At 44.0% G+C, this 24,819-nt stretch carries 25 protein-coding genes; 13 read left to right on the forward strand and 12 right to left on the reverse strand.

All coding sequences use genetic code 11. The features are described from left to right. Nucleotides 1-58: 58 nt before the first annotated feature. Nucleotides 59-904 carry a DNA ligase gene (locus tag R7M72_RS12020; RefSeq protein ID WP_053307085.1) on the forward strand — a complete coding sequence of 282 codons (846 nt, stop codon included), beginning with the start codon at nucleotides 59-61 and terminating at the stop codon, nucleotides 902-904. A gap of 15 nt (nucleotides 905-919) precedes the next feature. Here R7M72_RS12020 and R7M72_RS12025 read toward each other — a convergent pair whose 3' ends face one another. Together R7M72_RS12025 and R7M72_RS12030 are read right to left on the reverse strand one after the other, a co-directional pair. Beyond that, nucleotides 920-1,918 carry a DUF3080 domain-containing protein gene (locus R7M72_RS12025; protein ID WP_318056200.1) on the reverse strand — a complete coding sequence of 333 codons (999 nt, stop codon included), beginning with the start codon at nucleotides 1,916-1,918 and terminating at the stop codon, nucleotides 920-922. A gap of 134 nt (nucleotides 1,919-2,052) precedes the next feature. Continuing rightward, nucleotides 2,053-3,423, reverse strand: a complete 1,371-nt coding sequence (locus R7M72_RS12030) for an MATE family efflux transporter (RefSeq protein ID WP_005377626.1) — start codon at nucleotides 3,421-3,423, stop codon at nucleotides 2,053-2,055. 392 nt (nucleotides 3,424-3,815) lie between these two features. On the opposite strand from R7M72_RS12030, the gene R7M72_RS12035 reads away from it, so the two are divergent. After that, nucleotides 3,816-4,427, forward strand: a complete 612-nt coding sequence (locus tag R7M72_RS12035; RefSeq protein ID WP_065274526.1) for a riboflavin synthase — start codon at nucleotides 3,816-3,818, stop codon at nucleotides 4,425-4,427. 75 nt (nucleotides 4,428-4,502) lie between these two features. Here the strand turns inward: R7M72_RS12035 and R7M72_RS12040 are convergent, their stop codons facing one another. Together R7M72_RS12040 and R7M72_RS12045 are read right to left on the reverse strand one after the other, a co-directional pair. Next, the gene (locus R7M72_RS12040; protein WP_017634925.1) at nucleotides 4,503-4,697 is read right to left on the reverse strand and encodes a CPXCG motif-containing cysteine-rich protein; all 195 of its coding nucleotides are present in this window, start codon (nucleotides 4,695-4,697) and stop codon (nucleotides 4,503-4,505) included. Between the two features lie 253 nt (nucleotides 4,698-4,950). After that, nucleotides 4,951-5,817 carry a fructosamine kinase family protein gene (locus tag R7M72_RS12045; protein ID WP_005377623.1) on the reverse strand — a complete coding sequence of 289 codons (867 nt, stop codon included), beginning with the start codon at nucleotides 5,815-5,817 and terminating at the stop codon, nucleotides 4,951-4,953. Nucleotides 5,818-6,041: 224 nt separating this feature from the next. Between R7M72_RS12045 and R7M72_RS12050 the strand changes: the two genes are divergently transcribed. From R7M72_RS12050 to R7M72_RS12060, 3 genes are all read left to right on the forward strand, one after another. Continuing rightward, nucleotides 6,042-7,016, forward strand: a complete 975-nt coding sequence (locus tag R7M72_RS12050; protein ID WP_021033872.1) for a response regulator — start codon at nucleotides 6,042-6,044, stop codon at nucleotides 7,014-7,016. Further along, nucleotides 7,016-7,978, forward strand: a complete 963-nt coding sequence (locus tag R7M72_RS12055) for a GGDEF domain-containing protein (protein WP_005377621.1) — start codon at nucleotides 7,016-7,018, stop codon at nucleotides 7,976-7,978. The genes R7M72_RS12050 and R7M72_RS12055 overlap by 1 nt, the downstream gene beginning before the upstream one ends. Nucleotides 7,979-8,168: 190 nt before the next feature. Then, the gene (locus R7M72_RS12060; RefSeq protein WP_005377620.1) at nucleotides 8,169-8,513 is read left to right on the forward strand and encodes a DUF3802 family protein; all 345 of its coding nucleotides are present in this window, start codon (nucleotides 8,169-8,171) and stop codon (nucleotides 8,511-8,513) included. Between the two features lie 44 nt (nucleotides 8,514-8,557). On the opposite strand, the gene R7M72_RS12065 is transcribed toward R7M72_RS12060, so the two are convergent. Next, entirely contained in the window at nucleotides 8,558-9,052 is a 495-nt protein-coding gene (locus tag R7M72_RS12065; protein WP_171342971.1) for an NlpC/P60 family protein, read from the reverse strand. Nucleotides 9,053-9,186: 134 nt separating this feature from the next. Here R7M72_RS12065 and R7M72_RS12070 point away from each other — a divergent pair, with 134 nt between their 5' ends. The 4 genes from R7M72_RS12070 to R7M72_RS12085 all read left to right on the forward strand — a co-directional run bounded on the left by R7M72_RS12070 (nucleotide 9,187) and on the right by R7M72_RS12085 (nucleotide 12,748). Next, nucleotides 9,187-11,205, forward strand: a complete 2,019-nt coding sequence (locus R7M72_RS12070) for a methyl-accepting chemotaxis protein (RefSeq protein WP_213971251.1) — start codon at nucleotides 9,187-9,189, stop codon at nucleotides 11,203-11,205. 270 nt (nucleotides 11,206-11,475) lie between these two features. Next, a complete protein-coding gene (locus tag R7M72_RS12075) occupies nucleotides 11,476-11,889 on the forward strand; it encodes an NUDIX hydrolase (protein ID WP_033905265.1) in 414 nt (137 codons plus the stop codon). Nucleotides 11,890-12,100: 211 nt separating this feature from the next. Continuing rightward, complete coding sequence (locus R7M72_RS12080) at nucleotides 12,101-12,481, forward strand: hypothetical protein (RefSeq protein ID WP_033905266.1); 381 nt, start codon at nucleotides 12,101-12,103, stop codon at nucleotides 12,479-12,481. Between the two features lie 48 nt (nucleotides 12,482-12,529). Beyond that, nucleotides 12,530-12,748, forward strand: coding sequence for a hypothetical protein (locus R7M72_RS12085; RefSeq protein WP_005389537.1), 219 nt, complete (start codon nucleotides 12,530-12,532; stop codon nucleotides 12,746-12,748). Between the two features lie 103 nt (nucleotides 12,749-12,851). On the opposite strand, the gene R7M72_RS12090 is transcribed toward R7M72_RS12085, so the two are convergent. Then, nucleotides 12,852-13,667, reverse strand: coding sequence for a sterol desaturase family protein (locus tag R7M72_RS12090; protein ID WP_031777247.1), 816 nt, complete (start codon nucleotides 13,665-13,667; stop codon nucleotides 12,852-12,854). A 140-nt stretch (nucleotides 13,668-13,807) separates the two neighbouring features. Between R7M72_RS12090 and R7M72_RS12095 the strand changes: the two genes are divergently transcribed. Both R7M72_RS12095 and nagK read left to right on the forward strand, forming a co-directional pair. Continuing rightward, nucleotides 13,808-14,557, forward strand: a complete 750-nt coding sequence (locus tag R7M72_RS12095) for a tRNA-uridine aminocarboxypropyltransferase (protein ID WP_021033873.1) — start codon at nucleotides 13,808-13,810, stop codon at nucleotides 14,555-14,557. Nucleotides 14,558-14,732: 175 nt separating this feature from the next. Beyond that, nucleotides 14,733-15,641, forward strand: a complete 909-nt coding sequence (gene nagK, locus R7M72_RS12100; RefSeq protein ID WP_182016366.1) for an N-acetylglucosamine kinase — start codon at nucleotides 14,733-14,735, stop codon at nucleotides 15,639-15,641. A gap of 214 nt (nucleotides 15,642-15,855) precedes the next feature. On the opposite strand, the gene R7M72_RS12105 is transcribed toward nagK, so the two are convergent. The 6 genes from R7M72_RS12105 to R7M72_RS12130 form a co-directional block, all read right to left on the reverse strand. Then, the gene (locus R7M72_RS12105) at nucleotides 15,856-16,122 is read right to left on the reverse strand and encodes a DUF2960 domain-containing protein (protein ID WP_005377584.1); all 267 of its coding nucleotides are present in this window, start codon (nucleotides 16,120-16,122) and stop codon (nucleotides 15,856-15,858) included. Between the two features lie 74 nt (nucleotides 16,123-16,196). Further along, the gene (locus tag R7M72_RS12110) at nucleotides 16,197-17,975 is read right to left on the reverse strand and encodes a bifunctional molybdopterin-guanine dinucleotide biosynthesis adaptor protein MobB/molybdopterin molybdotransferase MoeA (RefSeq protein WP_053303075.1); all 1,779 of its coding nucleotides are present in this window, start codon (nucleotides 17,973-17,975) and stop codon (nucleotides 16,197-16,199) included. Continuing rightward, the gene (gene mobA / locus R7M72_RS12115; protein WP_005389527.1) at nucleotides 17,972-18,559 is read right to left on the reverse strand and encodes a molybdenum cofactor guanylyltransferase MobA; all 588 of its coding nucleotides are present in this window, start codon (nucleotides 18,557-18,559) and stop codon (nucleotides 17,972-17,974) included. The genes R7M72_RS12110 and mobA overlap by 4 nt, the downstream gene beginning before the upstream one ends. Next, nucleotides 18,537-19,256, reverse strand: a complete 720-nt coding sequence (locus R7M72_RS12120) for an energy-coupling factor ABC transporter ATP-binding protein (RefSeq protein WP_025766658.1) — start codon at nucleotides 19,254-19,256, stop codon at nucleotides 18,537-18,539. The genes mobA and R7M72_RS12120 overlap by 23 nt, the downstream gene beginning before the upstream one ends. Nucleotides 19,257-19,306: 50 nt before the next feature. Then, the gene (locus R7M72_RS12125) at nucleotides 19,307-20,005 is read right to left on the reverse strand and encodes an ABC transporter permease (RefSeq protein WP_315957033.1); all 699 of its coding nucleotides are present in this window, start codon (nucleotides 20,003-20,005) and stop codon (nucleotides 19,307-19,309) included. Nucleotides 20,006-20,011: 6 nt separating this feature from the next. Further along, nucleotides 20,012-20,830, reverse strand: a complete 819-nt coding sequence (locus R7M72_RS12130) for a substrate-binding domain-containing protein (RefSeq protein WP_005389522.1) — start codon at nucleotides 20,828-20,830, stop codon at nucleotides 20,012-20,014. 334 nt (nucleotides 20,831-21,164) lie between these two features. Between R7M72_RS12130 and R7M72_RS12135 the strand changes: the two genes are divergently transcribed. Together R7M72_RS12135 and R7M72_RS12140 are read left to right on the forward strand one after the other, a co-directional pair. Then, the gene (locus tag R7M72_RS12135; protein WP_025766656.1) at nucleotides 21,165-22,616 is read left to right on the forward strand and encodes a sigma-54-dependent transcriptional regulator; all 1,452 of its coding nucleotides are present in this window, start codon (nucleotides 21,165-21,167) and stop codon (nucleotides 22,614-22,616) included. After that, on the forward strand, nucleotides 22,606-24,645 hold the full coding sequence (locus R7M72_RS12140; RefSeq protein ID WP_315957034.1) for a cache domain-containing protein: 2,040 nt from the start codon (nucleotides 22,606-22,608) through the stop codon (nucleotides 24,643-24,645). The genes R7M72_RS12135 and R7M72_RS12140 overlap by 11 nt, the downstream gene beginning before the upstream one ends. The last annotated feature ends 174 nt before the right edge of the window (nucleotides 24,646-24,819 follow it).

The raw sequence follows: 24,819 nt of genomic DNA on the forward strand, positions 1-24,819 counted from the left end.
TAGGTCATCGAGAGGACTTACGTTTCAATAAAGACGATTTTTTGTACAAGGTCTTCTTATGCCATTAAAAATGACATTAATTGCGCTGGCTGTTATGGCAGCGTCTTCACAGCCTCAAGCGGATACGTCTTTCGCACCACCAGTTTCTCTTGCACAAAGCTATCAGGATGGCATTGATGTGTCTGAATATTGGTATAGCGAAAAACTTGATGGTGTTCGCGCTTATTGGACTGGGCAACATCTCGTGACGAGAAATGGTAATCGAATCTACGCCCCAGATTGGTTTACAGGACCTTTGCCTGATTATCCGTTGGACGGTGAACTTTGGGCTGGGAGAGGTAACTTCCATCTTGTTCAGCAAACGGTATTAGATAAAACTCCTGTAGAGTCTGCTTGGCGACACATCGACTTTATGATCTTTGATATGCCATATTCCGCTGGTGATTATCGGAAGCGTTATTACAACATCAAAGATTTAGTGCTTGAAGTCGACCAGCCTCATATCAAATATGTCGAGCACCGAGCGATTCAAAATGAAGCTCATCTGTTTACACAGTTGGATAAAATTTCAATATCCGACGGTGAAGGGGTGATGTTGCGAAAGGTATCAAGCCGCTATCAGGCTGGACGCGGTAGTGATTTGCTTAAACTAAAACGATACGCAGATGATGAAGCGTTAGTTGTGGGTTATAAGCCAGGAACAGGGCGCTTATTAGGTATGATGGGAGCAATGTTAGTTCGCTTACCAAATGGCATTGAGTTTTACATCGGTAGCGGATTTACCGATGAAGTGCGTCGCCAGCCTCCGAAAATTGGTTCAACCATTACATTTAGATATAACGGTTTTACACATACTGGTAAACCACGTTTTGCTCGATTCTTGCGTGAAAGGCTGAAGGAATAGAACGCTCTGCACTTACTAGTTGCCAACGGTTACGCCACATCGTTTGAAGAGACCCTGCCAAAACTGAACGTGGTTTAGGGTTTCTTGCCTAAATGTCCTATGTGCCTCAATGATGCCATACTGGTGACCATGGAGTTGCATACGGTTCTCCACCAAAGTGGCACCATCATTAAGTTGTTGATAGGTACTGTCTAAATAAGCCAAATAAGGTTGCACTTCTTCAACGTAAATGGATTGAAAGACATTTCTTAAGTAGCGGAACTGGGTGGTGTCTCTTTTCGGCCCGCACAATACATTGCTCTGGTTCTGCTCAAGTAGCTGAGTTGTCGCTTTTAACCAAAGGGATGTGTTTACCATTGAATAGTAAAGTCGTCCGAGTAAACGAGATTTCTCTAACTCTTCTTGATATTGCGTAACTTCCACATCGGGTAGACGTGAGACCGCGCGGTGGGGTAAATCATACATTTCGCTGAAAATACGATAGACATCGTTAATGCGTGCAATATCATTCGTCGTGTCTTGAGATAGCCAATCAGAGGCAGTTAGTTGCTTCTGCATGGCATCACTTACGAGTAGTAAGTTGTCGAGATGAATGTCTAAATGTTGCCACTTGGTTGAGTAAAGCTCTGTCAATGTCGCGCGTTCTTCATCGCTAAGTGGAAATTCGGATAAACATCGATTTATGACTCTTAAAAGGGCAGTTTGATAATCAAAATCATGAAAGGCATCCTGCACCTTTCCAAGTTGTGAGTTTTTCTCGGCAAGTAAATTAAAGAGTCCGCATTGTCGTAATTGATAGCTCTCTAGCAGGCCAATAGATAGCCTTGGCAATGGCTCGAACAAAACGCGTTTCGCAGGAATCGTTACCGTAGACTGTAATTCTATTGGAATAGCAGGAACGTCCAATACATTGGCTACACGTTGATGATACTTATCAAACATGGCGTTCTCTGGATTGAACCAGTTATCACAACCATTAAGAATCAAGATTAAGAACAATAAAATAGACCGCACAAATATCCTTTTTTATAACTTCGTATCCGTTGTCTAGAGAGCAAAATCAACCACTTCGCAATCTTGTTATAAGTATACTCAACCGTGTGATTATTCGATCAAAAAAGCCAGCGGATGCTGGCTTTTTTTACTTTTTATTGAACTGAAAAGTTCAATTGCACTTCTGGCTCTTGGCGATGCATCCAACGCATTCTGACGCCTAACATAAAGGCCGCAGAAGATAGGCCGATGATAAAACCAAGCCAGAAGCCTTGTGCTCCCATTGGCTCGACAATCCAGTCTGTACGGCCAAGGACGTAACCAATTGGCAGCCCAAGAATCCAATAAGCAATAAAAGTACGGTTGAAGATGGCTCGCATGTCTTTATAGCCGCGTAATGCACCAGCTGCGATCACTTGAACCGCATCCGTACATTGATAAACAGCGGCAAACACGAGCAGGTGCATCGCTAGAGTGATTACCTCTGGGTTGCTAGTATAAAGCTCGGCGATCCACTCACGAGACAAGACGGTTAAAATCGCTGTGAGAACGGACAATGCTAGACCAACCATAATGCCGACTCGTGACGCTACGCGCGCGCCATCTACGTTTTCTTCACCAAGTCGATGGCCGACACGAATGCTTACTGCTGCACCAATACTCATTGGTAGCATAAATACCAACGAGGAGAAGTTAATCGCGACTTGATGCGCTGCCACAATGATAGGACCCAGTGGTGAAACGAGCAGTGCAACAACAGCAAACAATGTCACTTCAAAAAACAGCGCTGCTGCAACAGGAAAGCCGAGCTTGAATAGACGAACTTGCGCTTTCCATTGTGGGCGATGCCATTCTCCAAATAGGTTGATGCTTTTCAATCGCTCTGATGTCATCACATACAGCAATAGCATGGCAAACATGACCCAGTAAACAATCGTGGTTGCTACACCACAGCCAACACCGCCTAATTCAGGTGCACCAAACTTGCCGTACACGAAAATCCAGTTTAGAGGAATGTTGAGCAGCAAACCGATAAAGCCAATAACCATTGCCGGTTTCGTCAATGACATACCATCCGTAAAGCTTCTAAGCGTTTGGAAAAGTAAAAAAGCGGGTACTGCTAATATAACGGCATGAATGTATCCCACTGTTTTTTCAGCCATCAGTGCTTCAACATCCATCAGCCCGAGAATAAACTGGGTTTGAAGCAGGACTGCAATTATCGGCACACTGATCAGCAATGCCAAAACGACGCCTTGCTGAATTTCAAACGGTATTTTCACTCGACGACCAGAGCCATTTAACTGTGCGACAACAGGGACCAATGCCATTAATAAACCCACCCCAAACAAAATGGATGGTAGCCAAATACTTGAAGCGACAGAAACCGCAGCCATGTCGGTGGCGCTAACGCCGCCAGCCATTACGGTATCAACAAACCCCATACCAGTTTGAGCGACAGATGCGATCAATACCGGGGTCGCCAATTTGATAAGACTTGATGCTTCTTCTTTATAGCGATGCACGAAAAATACTCCAGAGCGGAACAATAAGTTGAAAGAATGAGAGTACTCGAGGGCAAAAGATGTGGTGAACGGATCTGATGGTTGATTTTAGTCACGATAAGGTGAAAAAATGCCTCGGAGAAACTCCGCGCAAATGATAAACAATTGTATGTTTATATTCCATAGCTAGGTAGTGAATAGTCGATAACAGTGACTGGACGCTCTCCACGCTAAGGATACGCTTTTACTGAGAACAGCAGCGAATCATGGTAATGTTGAAGCATGCATGAGAACAAACCAGTGTTCATTAAGCCGTTGCTTTATCGTCTGCGGTCTTTATTTCCGACCTGTAGCGCAGTGTTTAGGGCTTAGTCTTCGACTACAGTTGGTATTAAATCAATAGGTAAAAAGAAATGTTTACAGGAATAGTTCAGGGTACGGCGAAGGTCGTTAAAATTGATAAAAAAGAACGCTTTCAAACGCACGTTGTCGAGTTAAGCGATGAACTTTGTAAAGGGTTAGAAATTGGTGCATCCGTTGCACACAACGGATGTTGTCTAACTGTGACTAAGATCGAAGGCAACCTTATCAGTTTTGATTTAATGCAAGCGACATTGGCTCTTACTAATTTAGGTCAGCTGGTGGAAGGGGATAGCGTAAACATTGAGCGCGCGGCTAAGTTTGGTGACGAAATAGGCGGGCATAGCATGTCTGGTCATATTAGTTTGACGGCAGATATTGTCGATATCATCAATACGCCCAATAACCGCACGATTTGGTTCCAACTGCCGCAAGAATCAATGAAATATGTATTAGCGAAAGGTTACATCGGTTTAGATGGTTGCTCGCTAACTATTGGTGAAGTTGAAGCGTGTCGTTTTTCAGTACATCTAATTCCAGAAACCTTGCAGCGAACTCTTTTCGGAGTGAGACAAGTAGGGGAGCGTGTTAATATTGAGTTTGATCCTCAGACTCAAGCAATTGTTGATACTGTTGAGCGCGTTCTTGCAGCAAAACAGCTTTAGAATGAGAAAAAGGAGCCTAGTGCTCCTTTTTCATTTAAGCGTTTTTATATTTCTGATGTTCACATGCTCGAGCTGCTATTCGTAATTGTCATCGATAAATAGTTCGACCTTATCTTGTAACTCATCCACTCGCATATTTAGGTGGATAGCGTGGCAACAAGCTGGGCAATCATCATAAAACTCTTGGTCACCATTGCTTGCATCCAATGTAATGCCGATAGAGTGTCCGCAATGCGGGCACTTTACATACCTTTCGGTATAATTTTTCATACAACAACTCCTAATCTCGCAGGGCTTTTAAACACACTATTCATCAAGGAAGCACAGCCCTTTACTTACTTTGCCTACAAGGAAAATAGGCACAATCCAAAGTTAAGTCTCCTTTGATATTAGGTCGAGTTGTTGCTAATTGAGTCGAAATAAGTACAAAACTTGACCCCAAACTCAACCTTGAGCTTAGGGTGATCTTCTGTAGTGATGTGCCTCGAGATTTTACATCTTGAAATATGCAGTGGCTTCCAAATTAATAAGAAATGATTTTATTAATAACCAGTTGAGCCTGTTCCAAGTAATGGCCGCCAAACAAATTACAATGGTTGAGAACATGGTAAAGGTTATAGATATCTTTACGCTCTTCATAGCTTGAAGAAAGTGGCATAACCGATTCGTAGCCTTGATAAAATTCTGGTTGAAATCCACCAAAAAGCTCCGTCATCGCAATATCACACTCCCTGTCCCCCCAATAGCACGCAGGATCGTAACAGATAGGACCGAATGCAGTGAGTGCCGCATTTCCATTCCATAAATCGCCATGCAACAAAGAAGGTTCCGGAGCATGGTTTGCTAGCCGCTGTTTTACGACATCGATAAAGTCATCGATATCAACCAAGGTGACGCCTTTTTCTTTAAGGAGCTGTAATTGCCATCCTATGCGTTGCTCAGCAAAGAATACACACCATTTCTTGTGCCATTTGTTGGGCTGTAGAGTCGAACCGAGATAGTTGTCGGTATCAAAACCAAACTCTTTTTGCTCGCCCCACTGGTGTAGGTGAGCTAATTGCTGCCCAAATTTAAAGCTGTTGGGACCATCTTCTAATGGTTTCGTTGGAAGGTAGTTAAGAATTAAGAATGAGGCATTTTTGGTTTTACCAACCAATACCACCTCAGGTACAAATAGGGTGGATGTTTCACGCAAAAGATGCAGGCTTTCAGCTTCTACCTCAAATTTCGACAAAAACTCGCGATCGTTAATTTTCACAAAATAACGTTGCTCGCCATCATTGATCATGTAGCTTTCACTGATATCCCCACCAGACAGCCTTACTTTTTCCGTGATCTGGTAATCGAACAATAAAGTATCAGAAAGCTGTTGCGATATTGCTTGCCACATACAAAACCTCGCGAATCTATTTGACCACCAATAGTTTAGGATAAATAGCAGGGAGTTGGCGCTATGTTGAGCATACTTAGTAAAGAAACCTTCCTCTTAGTGTAGTCAATTTGTATAAATGTGAATCAAATCGCTTATAAGCCTCTGATTTGTTGGCTTAGCATATGGAGATGAACGTTTACAACAGGTATTATGATTTTTTTGACGTTAGTTCCATTGGTGGCATGAAAATACTGATATGTGATGACTCAGCTGTTGCAAGAAAGCTTATTGCGCGTTCTATCGTACAAGATACATCATTGCATCTTATTGAAGCGCAAGATGGTTATGAGGCGCTTAATATTCTTGCTGAGCAAAATATCGATATTTTGTTTCTCGATTTAACGATGCCCATAATGGATGGTTTTGAGGTCCTCGAATCATTACCTGTTAGTCAGTACCCGACCAAAATCGTCATTATTTCTGGAGATGTTCAACAAGAGGCAAAACAGCGCTGTCTCGATCTTGGTGCTCAAGCTTTTATCGCTAAGCCTCTGACAGAAGAGCAGGTGCTCCCACTATACGAACAATTAGGGCTGCATTATGCGTTCAAACCTAGTCATTCGGTTGATTCTAAAAACCAGGGTTGCGAAGAGCTTTCCTTACTAGCCAAATTCCGTGAAATTGCGAACATTGCCCTTGGTAAAGGGGCTGCGATTATGGCCGACCATTTACATGAGTTCATACAACTTCCTGTTCCTCATGTTGGACCGTTGTCCTACGGCGAGCTTCATATGACACTGGTTGATGTGGTTGGGCGTGACAGTTCCGTTGCGGTAGCGCAGAGGTTTGTCGGTGGTGGTATTCACGGAGAGGCACTGGTGTGCTTACGTGGTAGGGATATCAATCAGATTGGGGAAAAATTAGGTTACCTCCTTGAGTTTACGCCTCATAATGAAATCATCTTGAATATCTCTAACCTACTGGTTTCGTCATTTCTCACATCATTGGGCGATCAACTCGACAAGCAGTTCTCACTTCGTCAGCCAGGCATTGTGGATACCTTAACACCTTATTGTGAAGAGCAAGGCGAGTTGGGTGAGCTCTTTACTATCGAATACACCTACATGGCAGAAGCGCTCGATTTCGAGTGCGAGGTACTGTTTTTAATTGATAAGCCATCCGTAGAAATAATCTATGAAATCATGGAGCTAATCTAATGTCCGATATCACGCTGGACATAGCAGACTTTCATTGGGTCACACAAATTCTCGATACGATGGATTCAGGGCTTATTGTTTTGGATCAAGAGTATAAAGTGTGTGTGTGGAACAGTTTTATGCAGTCATACAGTGGCATTCTATCACAAGAAATTCTTGGTGAATGTTTATTTGAGCATTTTGAAGAGCTGCCAAGAACTTGGCTAGAAACCAAGATAAAAGCTGCCGCCGATCTGGAAACTCGTTCTTTTTCTAGCTGGGAAAACCGACCGTATCTTTTTAAGTTCAACAATTTTTCTCCGGTTTCAAACAGCAGTGATTTTATGTATCAAGATATCGTGATCACGCCGTTAATTGGGCTCTCAGGAGAGGTCAGCCACATAGCGATTCAAGTCAATGATGTTTCTGAAACTGCGAGAAATCGCATTCATTTGAAAGAAACAAATCAACATTTGTCGGAAATCAGTCGCAAAGATGGTTTAACAGGTTTATTTAATCGCGCTTATTGGGAGCAATCATTGAAAGATGAGTTTGCTCACTTAAAAGTTATCGACGGACCATGCTCATTAGTAATATTCGATATCGACCACTTTAAGAAGGTGAATGATACTTATGGTCACCCGACAGGGGACGAAGTCATTCGTCGAACCTCTGCCTTGTTGAGAAAAACAGCAAGAAGCAGTGACATCTGCGGTCGTTTTGGTGGTGAAGAGTTTACCGTACTACTTCCTCACACAAACCAGGAGCAAGCTTGCTATTTCGCAGAGCGTTTGCGCAAAAGAATTGAGCAAGAGATCGTGAAAGTGGAAGATTTTTTGATTAATTACACGATAAGTATTGGTGTTTGCGAGTATAAGCCTTATTTTGAAACTCACACTCAATGGTTAAAGAGTGCCGATGCTGCGCTGTATCGTGCAAAAGAAAATGGTCGTAACCAAACCTGTTTGCATGAAAATGGCTGAAATATAAAAAGGTTTGAAGAAACCCTGTATCCGAATTCAGTGAAGCAAAGCTCAATTGTTTGAAAATCATCCAGTTGGTTCGTGAATGTTTGTTAATATGAAATAAGTTAATGAAATTTTCTCGGCATGTCTTACTATTGAAACTATTCTGCTTTCAGCTTCGAAGGCTTGCAATAAACGGAGAAAAACAGTGGTTTTAGAAACCGATGGATATCTCGCTCTTATCGAGCACTTGTCTCTAAATCTAGATATTTTTACGACCGAAATTGGCGACACTGGATCCGAAAGCATCGAAGATGTTGTCACCGATATGGTGGCTTCAAACATCATGGCGATTTTTGAGCAAAATCCAGAACTTCACTCGAGCGTACGTTTCAAATTGTTGAAAGAGGCTGATGCAGTTGTTGAAGATCTTGGTGAGATATTGGCTGGGGTATGGCATAAAAAAGCGACCAATGAACAGATCACGTTCCTTGATGAATACATCGCTCTGGTCAAAAATCTGTTCGATAATGCTGTTGCGACTTACGACTGATATTGTTTTAACTTACAGCAATGTCCGGTTAAGAGTAAGAAGAGTTACATTGTAACTCTTCTTATTTGCCAAAACTTAGATGCCCAGTATGGGTTGTCGATTCTTGAAATAATCACACCTCTAGACGTCGATGCATGCATGAACTGCTTGTTACCCAAGTAAATTCCGACATGATAAGTTGTACGTCTTGTTTTAAAAAACACTAGATCCCCTTGCTTGGCATCCGTCCAACTTAACTCCACACCTTGCTTTGATTGCTGCTTCGTTGTCCTTGGTAACGAGAGCTGATAAGCCTCAACAAACGCTTTTTGTACAAATGCTGAGCAATCAATTCCAGATTTCTGTGTCCCGCCTAAGCGATAAGGCGTGCCGTGCCACTCTGAGTAAAAGTCGAACAAGTCAGGGTTGTCCGACAATAGCTGATTTGTAGGTGTTGTCACCTGTGCTTGCTCACTAGGCTCAGGCCCAGAAGAGCAGGCGCTTAGTAGCACACTGATTATCAAAGGAAAATATACTCGACGCAAATCACCACCTGTCATCTCTATGACTCACAACTGAAATATTAGTGTCATAACCAATCCATAGTATGGGCTGCAAATCACGGTTTTGTCTCACAAATGTGACGGAATCACTGCAGAACCGATTCAACCTTAAGAAAGAATAAAAATTGATTATGGCAAAGCGAAAACGCTCACGCACATCACTTTCACTGATTCAGGCTGTCAGTGCAACATTTTTAACTATCATTGTTCTTGTTATAGCCCTTTCTGTCTCAAGTTTCAAAGGAATGGAACAGGTAGGGGAACAATTTGAAGACTTGTCGCAAAAAGCATTACCAATCGCGATGGCAAACGCAAAGTTAACCAGGAATGTATTGGAGATGGTTAAGCTACTCAACCATGGTATGCAGATTACTGAGCCGAAAGAGTTGCCTCTCATAAAAGAGCAAATCGACTCTCTTGCAACTCAAAGCACAACTTTGGTTGTGAAAGCGTCTGGTGTAGCTCAGCAACTCTCGGAGGAGTTAGACACCAAACTAGCGCGTTTACATAACATCACGCAGTCCATTTTGTTGAAGCAATCTTCGGTGATACAAATTCAAATGGATATTGATGCCGCTGTTGGTGGTTTTCGCTATGGGCTTAGCTCTATCGGCCCGGAAATGAATCGAATCAGTTCGTTCCTTAGTGCTGATAATCCTGAGTCGAGCGATGCCGCTAACCGTTTCATTGCTTCTGCAAGCTCAATGGAAAGTACGTTCTTAGTCATGATGATGCACTCAGAATTAAACAAAGCCGAAAAAGAATACCGAGAAATGCGAAATCGCATAGCAGGTATTAAACTCGCCTATGAAGACTTCCAATCTTTTCATCCTGAAGTAAGTGAATATGCAAGCTTAACCGCACCATATGAGATGGTGAAACAAGGCTTTAGTGAAAAGGGCGTGCTGCGTTTGATCCTCGCCAAACTAGAACAAGGGGAATTGCAACGTTCAGAGTTTAAACAGGCTTCGATGCTTGCGGATGAAACCATGCGGTTACTTGATCAAATCTCCCAAACCGCTGGTCAGTTGATCGATGAAAAAGAGCGGGTGGTCAACGAGACCATTGAATCGGTGAGCGTTGTGCTCGTGTTTGCGGCGTGTGTGATTTCTTTTATTATTCTGGTTACTTGGTTTAGTCTCAAGTCATGGACAAACCGAGGGTTAAGGAATGTACTAACGCGTCTTTCAGCACTTACCGAACATGATTTTCGTGACAAGGCAGAAGAAGTCGGCCCTTATGAGCTGAAAGAAGTAGCACGAAAGTTGAATCAAGTAATCGATTCCACACACGACTCCATTCAAACGGTGACGCGCAATTGTGAAACGCTTTATCAGACGGCAGAAGTAAGTCACAGTGCAGCCGAACAAACAAGTGATGGGTTGGCAACACAAAATGAAGCGTTGTCTAGTATGATCACGACCATAACGCAGCTTGAAGCCTCTATTCGTGAAATAGCAATGGTGACAAATGCATCTTCACAGGACTCGCTCCTTGCAACCCAGCACACTGAAAAAGGGGTTCAAGTCGTGGAACAAAACCGCGAACGTTTGGAGTCATTAGAAAGCTCTTTGGATGTAAATGAACAGTCAATGTTAGAGCTAGACCAGCGTGTAAAACAGATTCGTGAAATGGTCGATATGATCAGTGGGATCGCGGACAACACCAACTTACTTGCTCTCAACGCAGCAATAGAGGCTGCCCGTGCTGGTGAGCAAGGGCGTGGATTTGCGGTTGTCGCTGATGAAGTTCGCAAACTTGCAAGTGATACCTCTCAACAAACTACGAACATCCGAGAAATGATGAGCGAGCTTATTACTGCCGCAGAGCGTTCGCGCCAAGCAGTTAATGATTCAAGAGAAGAAATGACCCACGCGCTACAGTCCAGCAATGAAGTGAAATCGACATTCTCTGATATCAACCTCGCGGTTAAGCACATTCAAGAACGTGTTGAGCAAATCTCAGTTGCTACAGAAGAACAAGAACGAGCGACGGCAGATGTATCTCAATCCATCACACATATTTCTGATCTTGGCGAACGCACAAAGCTGCAGCTTGAGTCTATGGTTGAGAGTTCTGAGCAAGTGGCGGAAATTGCTGGGCACCAGCAAGCAATGCTGCACAAGTATGAGCTTCATCAGACCAAGTAAATGAGATGTTTCCACCGACTAAAAGCAGAACCTCGGTTCTGCTTTTTTGTTACGGCTACTCATTTAATGGCTCCTATTTGCATCGCAAAAGTGAGTTACATCTCATCTCGTTCATTTCTAAAGGGTTTAGTTATCACAACGTGATGTTAATGCTTTGTTCGAGGGACTCGTTGACTAGAATGTCGCCAGAATTCAAAGGAATGAATCATGCAGCTTCATGCGATTTTTTTATATCCAGAGAAAGCTAAAGCCATAAGAAGGAGTGGTTTTGTGATCGATAAAGTTTGCCCCGTCGTTCTACGTAATCAAAATCAAGAGATCCTACTTTTTAAACATCCGTTGGCGGGTGTTCAGCTCGTCAAGGGCACTGTTGAAGTGTTTGATGAAAGTTACATCATAGCGGCCAAGCGGGAGCTCGCTGAGGAGTCTGGTATCACACATGTTCGTTCCGCACGATATTTATGCTCATGGGACAGTGGCTTTCAAAATCAAGTATGGCATTTTGTTTTGTGTGAGTGTGCTGGCCTCGCTAATTCATGGCTGTTTCATACACAAGACGATGGCGGACATGATTTTGCGTTTTTTTGGCACGATATAGGGAGCGATATTTCCTCACAGGCGCATACTGTTTTTCAGCACGGACTGGAAAAAGTTCGAAAACTGATAGACCAAGGCGTGATTTAAAGGAGGATTCTGTCATTGCATTGGCGGATTTGGGCGAAACGCCAAAGCAAACACTATGCTTCTACTAGAAGCAAATAAAGAAGGTAGAGTAGCCGTTACTGTTCTCATCGTGTTGATAATGGCACTGTCGATCTCAAAAATGGCGATGAGATTACAAATGTTTAAGTGACTTCTATATGCTTTGCTCATTCATTCAGATAAGGAAACGGTAATGGATAAATTCGTCGTGTTTCTCTTATGCCTTTTTATGACAGTTGGCGGAGTGGTTCATCTTTATGACAACATTGTTGGTGGCTTTTTACCTTACGATTTTGCGCCACGCTGGTTGAATATGTATTGGAGCGCTTTGGGACTATTGGACTTATTAGCAGCGTATCTATTGGTCAAGCATCGCCGCTCTGGCCTAGTCGTTATGTTATTGATTCTTATAACCAATGTTATCTTTAGTTCCCACGCTCACTATACATTAGAAATATTAGATAACAACGTCGCCCTACAAATGAAGACACTGTTTTTAGGGTTCTCATTTGGGGTATCTATCTGGTTATGGAATGCGCGAAAACATAGTCAATCGCGCAAAATATTTCGTTAATTATTATTTTCACAACACTCGATTAAGGATTGTAAACAGGGACTCGTTATGAACGATTTTAAAGACTTGGCCAGTTTTGCTGGTTTCAGCGTACTGACAGGTTTGAGCTTTGCCACCACTTTCTTCAGCCTTGCTTTTCTATACAGCTCAATAGAGGCACAGCAAGTAATGAACACCAATGCTTTGGCATGTGCAGTGCTTGGTGTTGTTGGTTTATTTGTTGGTATTACTCAGTTAAACAAAAAGCGTCAGCTAGCAGAAAACTAATCTGTTCTTACACATCATGAGGATGAAGTAGTGTTTAACAGGGGTTTAGGCTTGGTCTATTCGTTTTGTTGACATACTTCATCCAACAATATTTTTTCAACCATTACTTCTTCTCTTTATTGTAGCGAAAGGGCTGCGTTAACAGCTTATCTAATCTTTGCTCTTCTTCGTCTCTAATTTCCGGCACACCAATAACAACATCTTCATGACCCAACTTAGGCTGAGCTCGGTATGTCCCAAAAAAGCGGTCCCAAACTGAAAGGAAAAAACCAAAGTTTGAGTGGGTCTCTTTTACTATCACTGAATGGTGCACGCGATGCATGTCTGGTGTAACGATGACGTTTCGCAGTTTTTGGTCCATAGATAAAGCCAGTTTTGCATTACTGTGATTAAACATCGCGCTCGCATTAAGCACAATTTCAAATACCACAATTCCGATAGGTGAAACACCTAAGATAAACACGGCTGCAATTTTTACTCCCATTGAAATGATTATTTCGAAGGGATGAAAGCGTGCGCCTGTGGTGACGTCTATGTCGAGATCGGCGTGATGCATTCGGTGAATCTTCCACAGCGGTTTTACATGATGAAAGACAACATGCTGAGCGTAAATGACGAAATCAAGCAAAATGACGGTTAGAAAAATATTTAACCAAGCGGGGAGGGACAGAATATTCAGCAGCCCCCATTGTTGCTCCTGAGCTATGACCGCAGCTTGAAAGGCGGCGATAGGCATGATTAAAGCAATAACTAGGCTGTTAAAAGCAACCAATGACAAGTTATTGACCCAGCGAAACCTGCGCGAAGCGGTCAGTGTTTTTCTAGGCAATTTGTTCTCCCAAATGGCACAAAGCAATAATACGCCAAGGAAAAAGCCTAATCTGAGCCATGAGGGTTCTTGAAATGTCGTTTCTGTCACTGTCATTCCCTTATTTATTTCTTTATCTATGACCGAGATAAGAGTGAAATTATTTCAACACACTGCTGATGGGCTTATCTTGAGGCGAAACCATAATATCAGTAGAATCGCGCTCTACTTTTTACTTGGCATTACTTACCATGAGAATTCACGCTTTCCACCGTTTATATCAGTACCGACAATCTATCTCAACCAAGCCTTTCAACGCGCGTGGATGTAAAGTGGTTCGTTGCCAATATTGCCAGGTTTCTGAGCAACACTGTTTGTGCGACCTTCAGCCAAACATCAAGGCCAATATTGCATGTATGTTGATTGTTTCTGAAAACGAAGTGTTTAAGCCAAGTAATACCGGTCGTCTAATCGCTGATACGATTCAAGAGACTTACGTGTATCAATGGAACCGAACAGAACCGTCTGAAGAGATGCTAGCGCTACTACAGGATGACAGTTACCAACCGGTGATTGTATTTCCTGCAGACTATGTGGATGATCCCTCTCGTTTAATTGAAGATCTAGAGCCAGGGCGATTGGTAAAAGAAGATGTCGAGAACAAAAAATGGTTGCTGATCTTTATTGATGGTAGCTGGCGTGAGGCGCGAAAGATATTCCGTCGTTCTGATTTTCTTAAATCTTTGCCTGTGCTTTCCATTGAGCCGGAATCTCTGTCTGAATACATCATGCGCCGCTCCGAGAATGAGCAGCATCTTTCAACCGCCGAAGTCGCGACATTAGTTTTAAAACAAGCTGGTGAGCCGAAAGCTGCGGAATGCCTTCAATTGTGGTTTGAAGCCTTCAGAGAAACTTACATGCTGAGCAAGACTCGAGTCAAAAACGACCCTAACCAGCCACACTTGAAACGTTTCAAAGAGTGGATGAAAACCGAGAGCTGACTCTAAGGAATGAGCTTTTGTTGATGGTATGTTGTTCAACTGGCTTCGGTGAGGGGATAAATCTGCATTCGGTCACGGTTTGCAGGCGTACAGATATGGATAATGCCATCAGTTTATACTTTTGACTCTAGCCATTTTTGAGAGTCGTTTGAAGCATTTTTTAGGAGAGAAATACATGTATTACGGCTTTGATGTCGGCGGCACTAAAATTGAATTTGGTGCATTTAACGAGAAGCTTGAGCGTGTAGCGACGGAACGTGTACCTACACCAACAGACAACTACGAGCTGCTGGTTGATACCATTGCGGAATTGGTGAACAAATACGATACAGAGTTTGGCTGCGAAGGTACGATTGGTCTTGGCCTACCAGGTATGGAAGACGCCGATGATGCAACGGTACTAACAGTTAACGTTCCTGCGGCAAAAGGCAAACCACTTCGTGCTGATCTGGAAGCTAAAATCGGTCGCAGCGTAAAAATTGAAAACGATGCAAACTGTTTCGCGCTTTCTGAAGCCTGGGACGAAGATCTTCAAGATGAACCATCTGTACTAGGTTTGATCCTTGGTACTGGTTTTGGTGGCGGCTTTATCTACGAAGGCAAAGTATTCTCTGGCCGCAACCACGTAGCGGGTGAGGTGGGTCACACACGTCTTCCTATCGACGCATGGTTCCACCTGGGCGAAAACGCACCATTACTTGGCTGTGGCTGTGGCAACAAAGGCTGTTTAGATAGTTACCTATCGGGTCGTGGTTTCGAGCTTCTTTACGCGCATTACTACGGCGAAGAGAAGAAAGCGATCGACATTATTAAAGCGCACGCAGAGGGTGAAGAGAAAGCAGTAGAGCACGTCGAGCGCTTTATGGAGCTGCTAGCAATCTGCTTTGCAAACCTGTTTACTGCAACAGACCCACACACCGTTGTACTTGGTGGAGGCTTATCTAACTTCGAATTGATTTACGAAGAGGTGCCAAAACGCATCCCTAAACACTTATTGTCTGTGGCTAAGTGTCCTAAGATCATCAAAGCAAAACACGGTGATTCAGGTGGTGTACGCGGCGCTGCGTTCTTAAACATCAAGTAGCGACTGAAACCTTACTCGATACAAAGTAAGAAATTTAAAGCCCCGTTTAGACCATCAAGGTAAACGGGGCTTTTTACTTATAATCGAAGTAACTCATATACCCAAGTAACTCATATACCTAAGTAATTTCGGTATGCTCGGGTATGGATCATGAACAAAAGTAGCATGCATAAAAACTCACGGCGAATCGTGAGTTTTCTGTTTGCAGCTAAGCTTATTTATTCTTTTTGCCTACGCCGAGGTTTTCTTTTTGAGCTAGGGTGATTTTACTAAAGCCTAATTTTCTGAAGTAGTTGTCGCGGTAGTTGCGCACTGCTTTAGTGTCAGACACTGCTTCGATTTGTTGCTCCATCTTTAGGAACTCAGTGATATCGATACCTTCGGCTTCTGCAACTGCTTCTTGAATGTTGCGGTGTTGCTGGTATGAGAACGTCAGTTCTTTGTCTTGGTCTTTGTAAGTGTAAAGAATGGTGCGAGCCATAGCTGTCTCTCTGAAAAGGTTTCGGTATTAAACAAAAAGGCCAGACTCGCTGACCTTTGAATTTCTAGTTTGAGCTAGATTCTGCCTTGAAGTGGGATAATTGTCACGCTTTCTCCCGCTTTAACTGTATCAATAGCTGGGGAGATTTCGATCAAACAGTTCGCCTCACTCATTGAACGCAAAATACCAGATCCTTGCTTGCCTGTTGTACGAACGGTTAAACGGCCAGTTGCATCCAGTTCATAGACGCCACGGCTAAACTCGGTACGACCTTGTCGAGAGCGAAGGTTTTCAGTCGCGATGGCATTCACTTTCAGAGGCTTCCAGCCTTGTTCGCCTTGCATCTTACGCAGTGCAGGCTCGACAAAGTTGATGAATGAAACCATCACGGCAACAGGGTTGCCCGGCAGACCAAAGAACGGCTTGTTGTTGATTTGACCAAACGCTAATGGACGTCCCGGACGCATGTTGATTCGCCAAAAATCTATTTGACCAAGTTTATCCAAGGCAAGTTTGATGTAATCCGCATCACCAACAGATACGCCACCAGAAGTCATAACCACGTCCGCTTGCGCCGATGCGTTTTCCAACGCTTCAATCATTAACTTTTCGTTGTCTTCCAGAATACCGAAGTCCAAGATCTCGCAGCCGAGCTTTTCAAGCATGCCCATGATGGTAAAACGGTTGGAATCGTAGATAGAATTCGCTTTTTGCTCTGTTCCCGGCGCTTGTACTTCGTCACCGGTGGAGAACACGGCAACTTTCACTTTGCGGAACACATTCGCTTCACCAAAACCAAGCGAAGCGATCATGCCCATTTCTGGAGAGGCTAGGCGAGTGCCTGCGGTAAAGACGTCACTGCCGATAGCGAGATCTTCACCTGCTTGACGAACGTTTTGGCCTGCTTTGATATTCGCACCGTTAAAGGTGACCTTGTCACCTTCTTGAGAGGCTTGCTCACGCATGACCACTGTGTCGCCGTTACGTGGTGTTGGTGCGCCAGTCATGATCTTCACCGCTTGACCAACGTCCAGAGGTTGATCGTAAGCATGGCCCGCCATCACTTCAACAACCACTTGGTAGCTATCACGGTCAACATCATCACTGCGGATGGCATAACCGTCCATCGCGGAGTTGGTGTATTGCGGCACATTTACTGGTGAAACGATATGTTCCGCAAGAACGCGGCCATAGGCGTTTTCAATCTTGCATGCTTCTATTTCCGAAACCGTGTTCACCAAAGAAAGGATTTTCTCTTGGCCTTGAACCACAGAAAGGAAAGCAGGAGAAAGTGTGTCGCAACATGCGGCTTCTTTCTCTTTGTTTTTTGGTGCTTTCGCTTCTTGAACATACTGAATAACGAACTGAGCAATCGCTTCAAGATCATTGATGTTCATTTGTGGCAGTTCAGAGTCCAACTCGCCGCCGTCTGAAGCGATAGCGATGATGTTTTCATCGTTTGGATAAAGCCAAGGCTTGCCGACTTCTTCACGGTGCAATTCGATTTTAGGAAACGCGATGTTTTTGCAGCCTTCGACCAAAACCACATCAAGCATGTCTTCATCAAAACGTGTTAATAGGAATTCAAACTCCGCTTCGGCTTCTGGCGTTTCTGTCATTAACGCAAAACGGTTGCGAGAAGCAATCAGCATTTGAGATGCGCCAGCTTTGCGTAAACGGTAGCTGTCTTTACCCGGCTTATCGACATCGAAGTTGTGGTGCGCATGTTTTAGCATGCCAATGCGTAAACCTGCTTCGGTCAGCTTTGGCAATAGGGCTTCAAGTAGCGTGGTTTTGCCTGTGCCTGAATAAGCTGCAAAACCAAGAATAGGAATGTTTAGCGTGTGTTTCATGATTCTAATTGTCCAAATTGCGCCAGTTCTTCCGGAGTGTTCAAGTTGACGAAACAGTTTGGTGAGTCGCTAAAGTCAACGTAACTGGTGTTGCACTCTTTGTAGAGCAGAATGATTTTGCGGTCGCCACGTTCTAAAAACGCGGTGAGTTTTGGCAGTACGCGCTTGTGGTAGAGCGTAAAAACAGGTTGCTGATGGTCACCATCATGCGCGACCAAAATATCGCTGTCTTCTTTGACGGCCTGGCAGAAACGCTCGACAAGGTCGGTGTTAATTTGTGGACTATCGCAAGGTACAAATCCGACCCAGTCGGTTTCAGAATGCATCAAACCCGCGTGAATACCGCCCATAGGCCCAGGGAAATCTTTGAATTGATCACTAAATACGAAACCAAATTTGCTGTACGCATCTTGGTTTCGGTTGGCATTAATTAAAATGCGTGGAGTTTGTGGAGATAAACGTTCAATAACGTGCTCGATGAGTGGCTTCTGATTTAACTCAATCAGACCTTTATCTTTTCCACCCATACGGCTGGCTTGGCCACCAGCCAAAATGACCCAACTAGTTTGTGTTGGTTGAAGCATATGCATTCTCTTGGGATGTTTCTTTTGGTATGACATACAACAGAGGAGACTCTATCAAAGTCTTGTCTTTAATCCACCACTGTTTTTTACATAAGTCGGTCAGTGCGTTGGCCTGATGGCTTGTCACCACGATACTGGAACCACGATCCAAAAGATCTTTCGCCATCACCACCAATCGTTCAATGGATTCTTGGTCTAAAGACGCACTTGGCTCATCCATCAACAAAATCGACGGTTTTAAGATCCAAGCTCTTGCCATGGCAACGCGCTGTTTTTCACCGCCGGACAACACGGAAATATGTTCGTCCGCTAAGGTTTCTAAACCTACCATGCGCAGCGCGTGAATAACTTGAGCTCGCTTATCTTTTTGCGTGTCTTGTTGATATTTCACTCCATAGACTACGTTTTCATATACAGTGCCGTCAAAAAGGTAAGGGGATTGGTGGAGATAAATCACATCGACACGACCATTGCGACGCGTCAGTCTTTTTAGCCACGTATCTTTTGGCGCAACAACATCACCAGTAGAGGGTTTGAGCAAGCCAGCAAGGATTTTGAGTAGGGTAGTTTTGCCCACACCATTGTCACCCTTGAGATAAATGGCATCATTTGGGCCGATGGCTAACTCAGGGATGTGGAAAAGCACACGCTCTTTAAAGCGCATGGATAACTGTTCGGCGGTGATTTTTATAGTCATAATTCGCCTCGACATGGGGTTAATGGTGAGTCGTTTGTTTGCTTCATGTTCTATGTTCTGAGGTAGCCTTTGCCTCTCATGCTTGATAAGAAGAAGTTTAGAGCCAACGCTAAAGATAGTAATACAATTCCTAATGCAACTCCTTGCGCAAAAGCACCTTTACTGCTTTCCATTGCGATAGCCGTGGGAATATTTCGCGTCACGCCCATAATGTTCCCACCAACCATCATTGAGCAGCCCACCTCGGTCACGATACGTGAAAACCCTGCAATGATAGCCGCAAGTACAGGAAAGCGGGTTTCCCAAATCATCGTAGCTGCCAAGCGCGGAATGGAGACGCCCAGCGTGATGGCAGTTTCCACTGCACGACGGTCGCTAGATTGTAATGCACCATGCATCATCGATACCAAAACAGGGAAGCAGATCACCATTTGGCCGAAGATCATTGCCTTCTGAGTGAACAGCATTTGCCAGTCTCCCCAAGGGCCAGCACGCGACAGCAACATGTACAGCAACAGGCCAATCACCACTGTAGGGACCGCTTGCAGCGTATTTACGATCGACAACAAAAACCATTTACCGCGAAAGTCGGTATACGCCAGTACAAAGGACATCAAAATAGCCGGCAATACCACTAGTGATATTGCCGTGATAGAAACACTAAAGGAGACCGCAACGATCTCCCATAGGTCTGCATCAAAATTCACCAGTAAGCGAAGCGCTTCCAGTGTTGTATCAGCAAGATTCATATTGCGTTATTTGCTCTCAGCATTCGCAACAAACAGTTGTTTACCGTTTAGGCGGAAACCATTGATAAGTTCCTGTCCGCGAGGGTTTACCAACCAATCACTGAATGCCTTCGCACCTTGGTAGTTAATCGTTGGGTAACGCTCAGGGTTAACAAGAATAACTTGGTACGGGTTAAACAGTTTTTCATCGCCTTGGAACAGAATTTCTAGATCCAATTTGTTTTGGTAAGCCAGCCATGTGCCGCGATCCGTCATGGTGTAGCCTTGCATTTCAGACGCCATGTTTAGAGTTGGGCCCATACCTTGACCTACGCTACGGTAGCCACCAAAGTTCGGTTCGATTTTAGTTTGAGCCCAGAAGCCCATTTCTTTTTTGTGCGTACCAGAATCATCGCCGCGAGAGATGAACGTTGCGTTTTTGTTTGCGATCTCTTTGAATACATCTAACACGCCTTCGTCATTTTTGATTGTTGCTGGGTCAGCTTTCGGGCCTACAATCACAAAGTCGTTGTACATTAGCTTGCGAGGTAAAACGCCGTAGCCTTTCTCAACAAATGCGCCTTCAGCTTTTGGTGCATGTGTCATCACCAAATCTACGTCACCGTTTTCGCCCATTTTTAAGGCTTTACCCGTACCTGCAGCAATAACATCGACTTTGTAGCCCGTGTCTTTTTCAAATTGTGGAAGCAGGTAATCAAGTAAACCTGAATGGTAAGTACTGGTTGTGGTTGCAAGGCGAACATGTTCTCCGTCTTGAGCAGAAAACGCAGAGTAACTTACAAGCGTGATAGACGTTGCAGCCAGAGTTAGCGCAATTTTTTTCATTTTTATGTGTTCCTTTCCAATGATTCTTTGGAATCTCTCCAGGTTTTAGGGAGAAGCCTTTTTGGACGAGAGCGATTAGCGTAATACGCAAGTTGTCTTAGGGTGTTGGAATAAGCAAACATCAACATCCTGAGATCACTTAAATGCGCTCCGTATCCACCTTATAGCAAACAAGATGCCAACCTTTTACAAGCTTAAAGTGCTTGGTTTATGCACTAAATCATGGGGTTATTTGCATAAAAGTTTGCGTTGGTACAAAATGTCGCACTTTTTGTAGGGTATCTCTGTTTAAACTTGGTACACTCTGTCCCATCGAAATCCATCTGGGGTAAATATGTCTACTCAATCCCATCTTAGTACAAACCAACAATATAGCGCCTTTTCCGTACTGGTCGTCGATGATGAATTAGGCATGCAAGCCATCTTGAAAAAGGCATTGGGTAAGCTTTTTTCACATGTCGATACAGCTGGTAGCATCGAAGAAGCAGAACAACTGCGTAATTCTCGACATTATGATCTGATCTTACTGGATATTAATCTGCCAGGGCGTTCTGGAATTGAGTGGGAAGAAGCGTTTGAAGATGATGACAAACGTGCCGATGTGATTTTTATGACGGGTTATGCGGATTTAGAAATTGCCATTCGAGCGCTACAGCTCGGTGCTTCCGACTTTATCCTCAAACCATTCAACCTTGAGCAGATGTTAAAAGCGGTCAGTCGCTGTATGGATCGCCGTTTGAACGAACGCATGCAGTACGCCATGACACGCGATTACCAACGTCACAATACCTCAGAGATCATCGGCGGCTCAGAAAAAACGCGTCTGCTTAAGCAACTTATTAACCAATTTGCACCATCACGTGCTTCTGTTTTGGTGGAAGGTGAGTCGGGTACGGGTAAAGAGCTAGTTGCACGAGGTATCCACCAGGCGAGTGGGCGAACGGGCCCGTTTGTGCCAATCAACTGCGGTGCGATTGCACCAGAGCTTTTAGAAAGTGAGTTATTTGGTCATACATCGGGCGCGTTTACCGGTGCAAAAAAATCGCGCGAAGGTTTGTTCCGTGTTGCGAACGGTGGCACCTTATTTCTTGACGAAATCGGGGAGATGCCACTTGCAATGCAGGCATCATTATTACGTGTGTTAGAGCAGCGTACGATTCGCCCTGTCGGTTCAGAAAGAGAGATCAGTATTGATGTCCGTATCGTAGCGGCAACCAACCGAAACCTGCAAGAAGAGGTCAATCAAGGTAATTTCCGCAGTGACCTCTATTACCGTTTAAACGTTCTGAAAATTGAAGTGTGTCCGCTGCGAGAGCGCAAAACCGACTTATTTGAGTTGGTGCCATTTTTCAGCAACATGCTGACGCGCGAGCTCGGTATGCCTGCGCCCAAATGGGCGCACGAGGACATGGAAGCCATGAGTGAGTACGATTGGCCGGGAAACATTCGTGAGCTGAAAAACTTGATTGAGCGTTGTATCTTGCTTGGCAAACCACCTGCACACTATTGGCGAGAGCTGAATGGCGGGCATTCACTGCCTAATGTATCGATTACTGTTTCTCACTCAGCTGAGTTACCAACCTTTAAAGAAGGCAAAGAATTTACTGGCGAGGGCTATCCAAACAGCTGGACGTTAAAAGAAGTCGAGAAAGCACATATTAAACAAGTCGTTAACTTGCACGAAGGCAACAAATCAGCCGCTGCTCGCGACTTGGGCGTAGCTCGCAAGACCTTAGAACGTAAATACAAAGAATGGGATTCTGAGGATGAGGAATATGCCGACTAACGGCCCACAGCACAAAGGATTGTCAAAATGGACGCACCGTTTTAAAACCATGGTGCGTTATCGTTTGTTATTCTTAACCTCTGCGCCGATTTTCCTCACGTTGTTAGCTCTGATCGGCATTACCATTTATTGGTCTATTCATTACACGTGGCAAAATGCGCTGCTTGATGTCTCGGAACGTCTTGGTGTTGCAAATAACAGTGTAACGTTGTTACAGCAAAAGCAAGCCAATTACGTGCGGGCGTTTGCCGATTCGTACGATTTCCGTATTCGCATTAATAAAGGAACGCCACAAGGTGACCTGCAAAAGTGGGTCACAGAGCAGAAGAAAAGATATGCTTTAGATTTTCTCTCTTTCCAACGCGTTAATTCCATGGAAAACAAATTCCGCTTTATGGATCTCACCAAGCGCGAATCGTTTTTTGATGTACTCAATAAAGAAGAACTCGAACGCCTCGATCCTGAACTCGCCAAACGAGCAGAAGTGCCTATTCTTGCTGATGGTGACAGGGAGGCGCGTGGGTTAGTCAGTCGAACCGTGATTCCGGTATACAGCCAAGCGAACGATTTGATCGGCTTTCTGGATGGTGGTTTGCTCCTTAACAATAGTACAGTGCTGGTGGATCAAATCCGCGATCTCATATACTTAAGTGATAATGACCGCCTTCGCCCTGTGGGTACGTTGACGGTATTTCTCGATGATTTGCGTGTGAGCACCAACGTTCCTTTAGACAGCGATCATAAGCTAGGGCGCGCCATAGGAACTCGCGTGAGTGCAGAAGTGTATAACCAAGTACTTTCGAAGGGTGAACAGTGGGTTGATCGCGCTTATGTGTATGACGCTTGGTATATTACGGCGTATCAACCAATCAAAGACCAATACGACAATGTTATTGGTATGCTTTATACGGGTTACCTCATGTGGCCATTCGTTAAAGCCTACATGACGAACATTGCCGAAATCAGCTTGATTACGGTTATGTTATTGCTGGTTTCCGGCGTGATGGTATATCGCGGTTCTTATGATCTGTTTCGACCGATCGAACGCATTCATAAAGTGGTGAAGCAGGTCCAACAAGGTAAAGAAAAACGGATTGGTCCGTTAGGATTAGATGCCGATCATGAACTTGCGCAGTTAGCCAGACAGTTTGATGATATGTTAGACGCGCTAGAAGAGCGCAAAATTGAATTGAAAAACTCCGCAGCTCAACTTGAATGCAAAGTTCAAGAGCGTACGGCAAGCCTGAGAGAAAAAACCCAAGATCTTGAGCTGCATATTCAATTGCTTAACCAAACTCGCGACAAACTCGTTGTTCATGAAAAACTGGCAGCATTGGGAGAACTCACCGCGGGGATTGCTCACGAAATTAATAACCCAACCGCCGTGATTCTTGGCAACGTAGAATTGATCCATTTTGAATTGGGTGACGATGCAAGTCGAGTACAAGAGGAGATTGATGCGATTCACGCGCAAATTGATCGTATCCGCAATATCACGCGCAGTTTATTGCAATACAGTCGCCAAGGTGGTGTTCAAGATGAAATCACTTGGCAACATGTCAATCCTATCATTGATGAAAGCATCACCTTGGTTAAAACTGGCACCAAGAAACGCGACGTCGAGTTTGTGACTGACCTACAAGCGCATACGTCCGTTGAGATAAACCGTCACCACTTGCTACAAATCTTAGTTAATTTGCAAATGAACGCCATTCACGCAATGAGCGGTAAAGGAACATTAACAGTAGTCAGTGAAGACTGGATTGAAGAGGGCGAAGTGAAAGGAGCCGCGATTCATGTTATCGATGAGGGCTGCGGTATTAAACCAGAAAACTTGAATCGAATCTTCTCACCATTTTACACGACGAAGCGAGAAGGCACAGGGTTAGGGCTGTCGGTCTCTCAAAGTATCCTCAGCCAAACGGGTGGTGAGCTAAAAGCAGAGTCTGAATGGGGAAAAGGCAGTAAATTCAGTATTTATTTACCTAAAAAAGCCGAACTGATCCTAGAGGTGACGAACATCGCTTAGTCACTTTTTTGAAGTATTAATGGAAAAAGAGTCACTGACGATAGTGGCTCTTTTTTGTATTTAATGACGCATTTATGTTTACGCTTTTGCTTCTTAGAAACCTAACAATGATTTCACTTGGAGTGAATTAATAAAAACAACACTTGCAGTATGTAGCATGAACAAGTACCGTTG

Origin of the sequence: Vibrio sp. YT-18 (assembly GCF_033337345.1) — a bacterium.
Lineage (GTDB): Bacteria > Pseudomonadota > Gammaproteobacteria > Enterobacterales > Vibrionaceae > Vibrio > Vibrio alginolyticus.

Coding starts and splice junctions, on each gene's coding strand:
- R7M72_RS12020 (WP_053307085.1), top strand. CDS start 59: ATGCCATTAAAAATGACATTAATTGCGCTGGCTGTTATGGCAGCGTCT.
- R7M72_RS12035 (WP_065274526.1), top strand. CDS start 3,816: ATGTTTACAGGAATAGTTCAGGGTACGGCGAAGGTCGTTAAAATTGAT.
- R7M72_RS12040 (WP_017634925.1), bottom strand. CDS start 4,697: ATGAAAAATTATACCGAAAGGTATGTAAAGTGCCCGCATTGCGGACAC.
- R7M72_RS12045 (WP_005377623.1), bottom strand. CDS start 5,817: ATGTGGCAAGCAATATCGCAACAGCTTTCTGATACTTTATTGTTCGAT.
- R7M72_RS12050 (WP_021033872.1), top strand. CDS start 6,042: ATGAAAATACTGATATGTGATGACTCAGCTGTTGCAAGAAAGCTTATT.
- R7M72_RS12055 (WP_005377621.1), top strand. CDS start 7,016: ATGTCCGATATCACGCTGGACATAGCAGACTTTCATTGGGTCACACAA.
- R7M72_RS12065 (WP_171342971.1), bottom strand. CDS start 9,052: ATGACAGGTGGTGATTTGCGTCGAGTATATTTTCCTTTGATAATCAGT.
- R7M72_RS12070 (WP_213971251.1), top strand. CDS start 9,187: ATGGCAAAGCGAAAACGCTCACGCACATCACTTTCACTGATTCAGGCT.
- R7M72_RS12080 (WP_033905266.1), top strand. CDS start 12,101: ATGGATAAATTCGTCGTGTTTCTCTTATGCCTTTTTATGACAGTTGGC.
- R7M72_RS12085 (WP_005389537.1), top strand. CDS start 12,530: ATGAACGATTTTAAAGACTTGGCCAGTTTTGCTGGTTTCAGCGTACTG.
- R7M72_RS12095 (WP_021033873.1), top strand. CDS start 13,808: ATGAGAATTCACGCTTTCCACCGTTTATATCAGTACCGACAATCTATC.
- nagK (WP_182016366.1), top strand. CDS start 14,733: ATGTATTACGGCTTTGATGTCGGCGGCACTAAAATTGAATTTGGTGCA.
- R7M72_RS12105 (WP_005377584.1), bottom strand. CDS start 16,122: ATGGCTCGCACCATTCTTTACACTTACAAAGACCAAGACAAAGAACTG.
- R7M72_RS12110 (WP_053303075.1), bottom strand. CDS start 17,975: ATGAAACACACGCTAAACATTCCTATTCTTGGTTTTGCAGCTTATTCA.
- mobA (WP_005389527.1), bottom strand. CDS start 18,559: ATGCTTCAACCAACACAAACTAGTTGGGTCATTTTGGCTGGTGGCCAA.
- R7M72_RS12120 (WP_025766658.1), bottom strand. CDS start 19,256: ATGACTATAAAAATCACCGCCGAACAGTTATCCATGCGCTTTAAAGAG.
- R7M72_RS12125 (WP_315957033.1), bottom strand. CDS start 20,005: ATGAATCTTGCTGATACAACACTGGAAGCGCTTCGCTTACTGGTGAAT.
- R7M72_RS12130 (WP_005389522.1), bottom strand. CDS start 20,830: ATGAAAAAAATTGCGCTAACTCTGGCTGCAACGTCTATCACGCTTGTA.
- R7M72_RS12135 (WP_025766656.1), top strand. CDS start 21,165: ATGTCTACTCAATCCCATCTTAGTACAAACCAACAATATAGCGCCTTT.
- R7M72_RS12140 (WP_315957034.1), top strand. CDS start 22,606: ATGCCGACTAACGGCCCACAGCACAAAGGATTGTCAAAATGGACGCAC.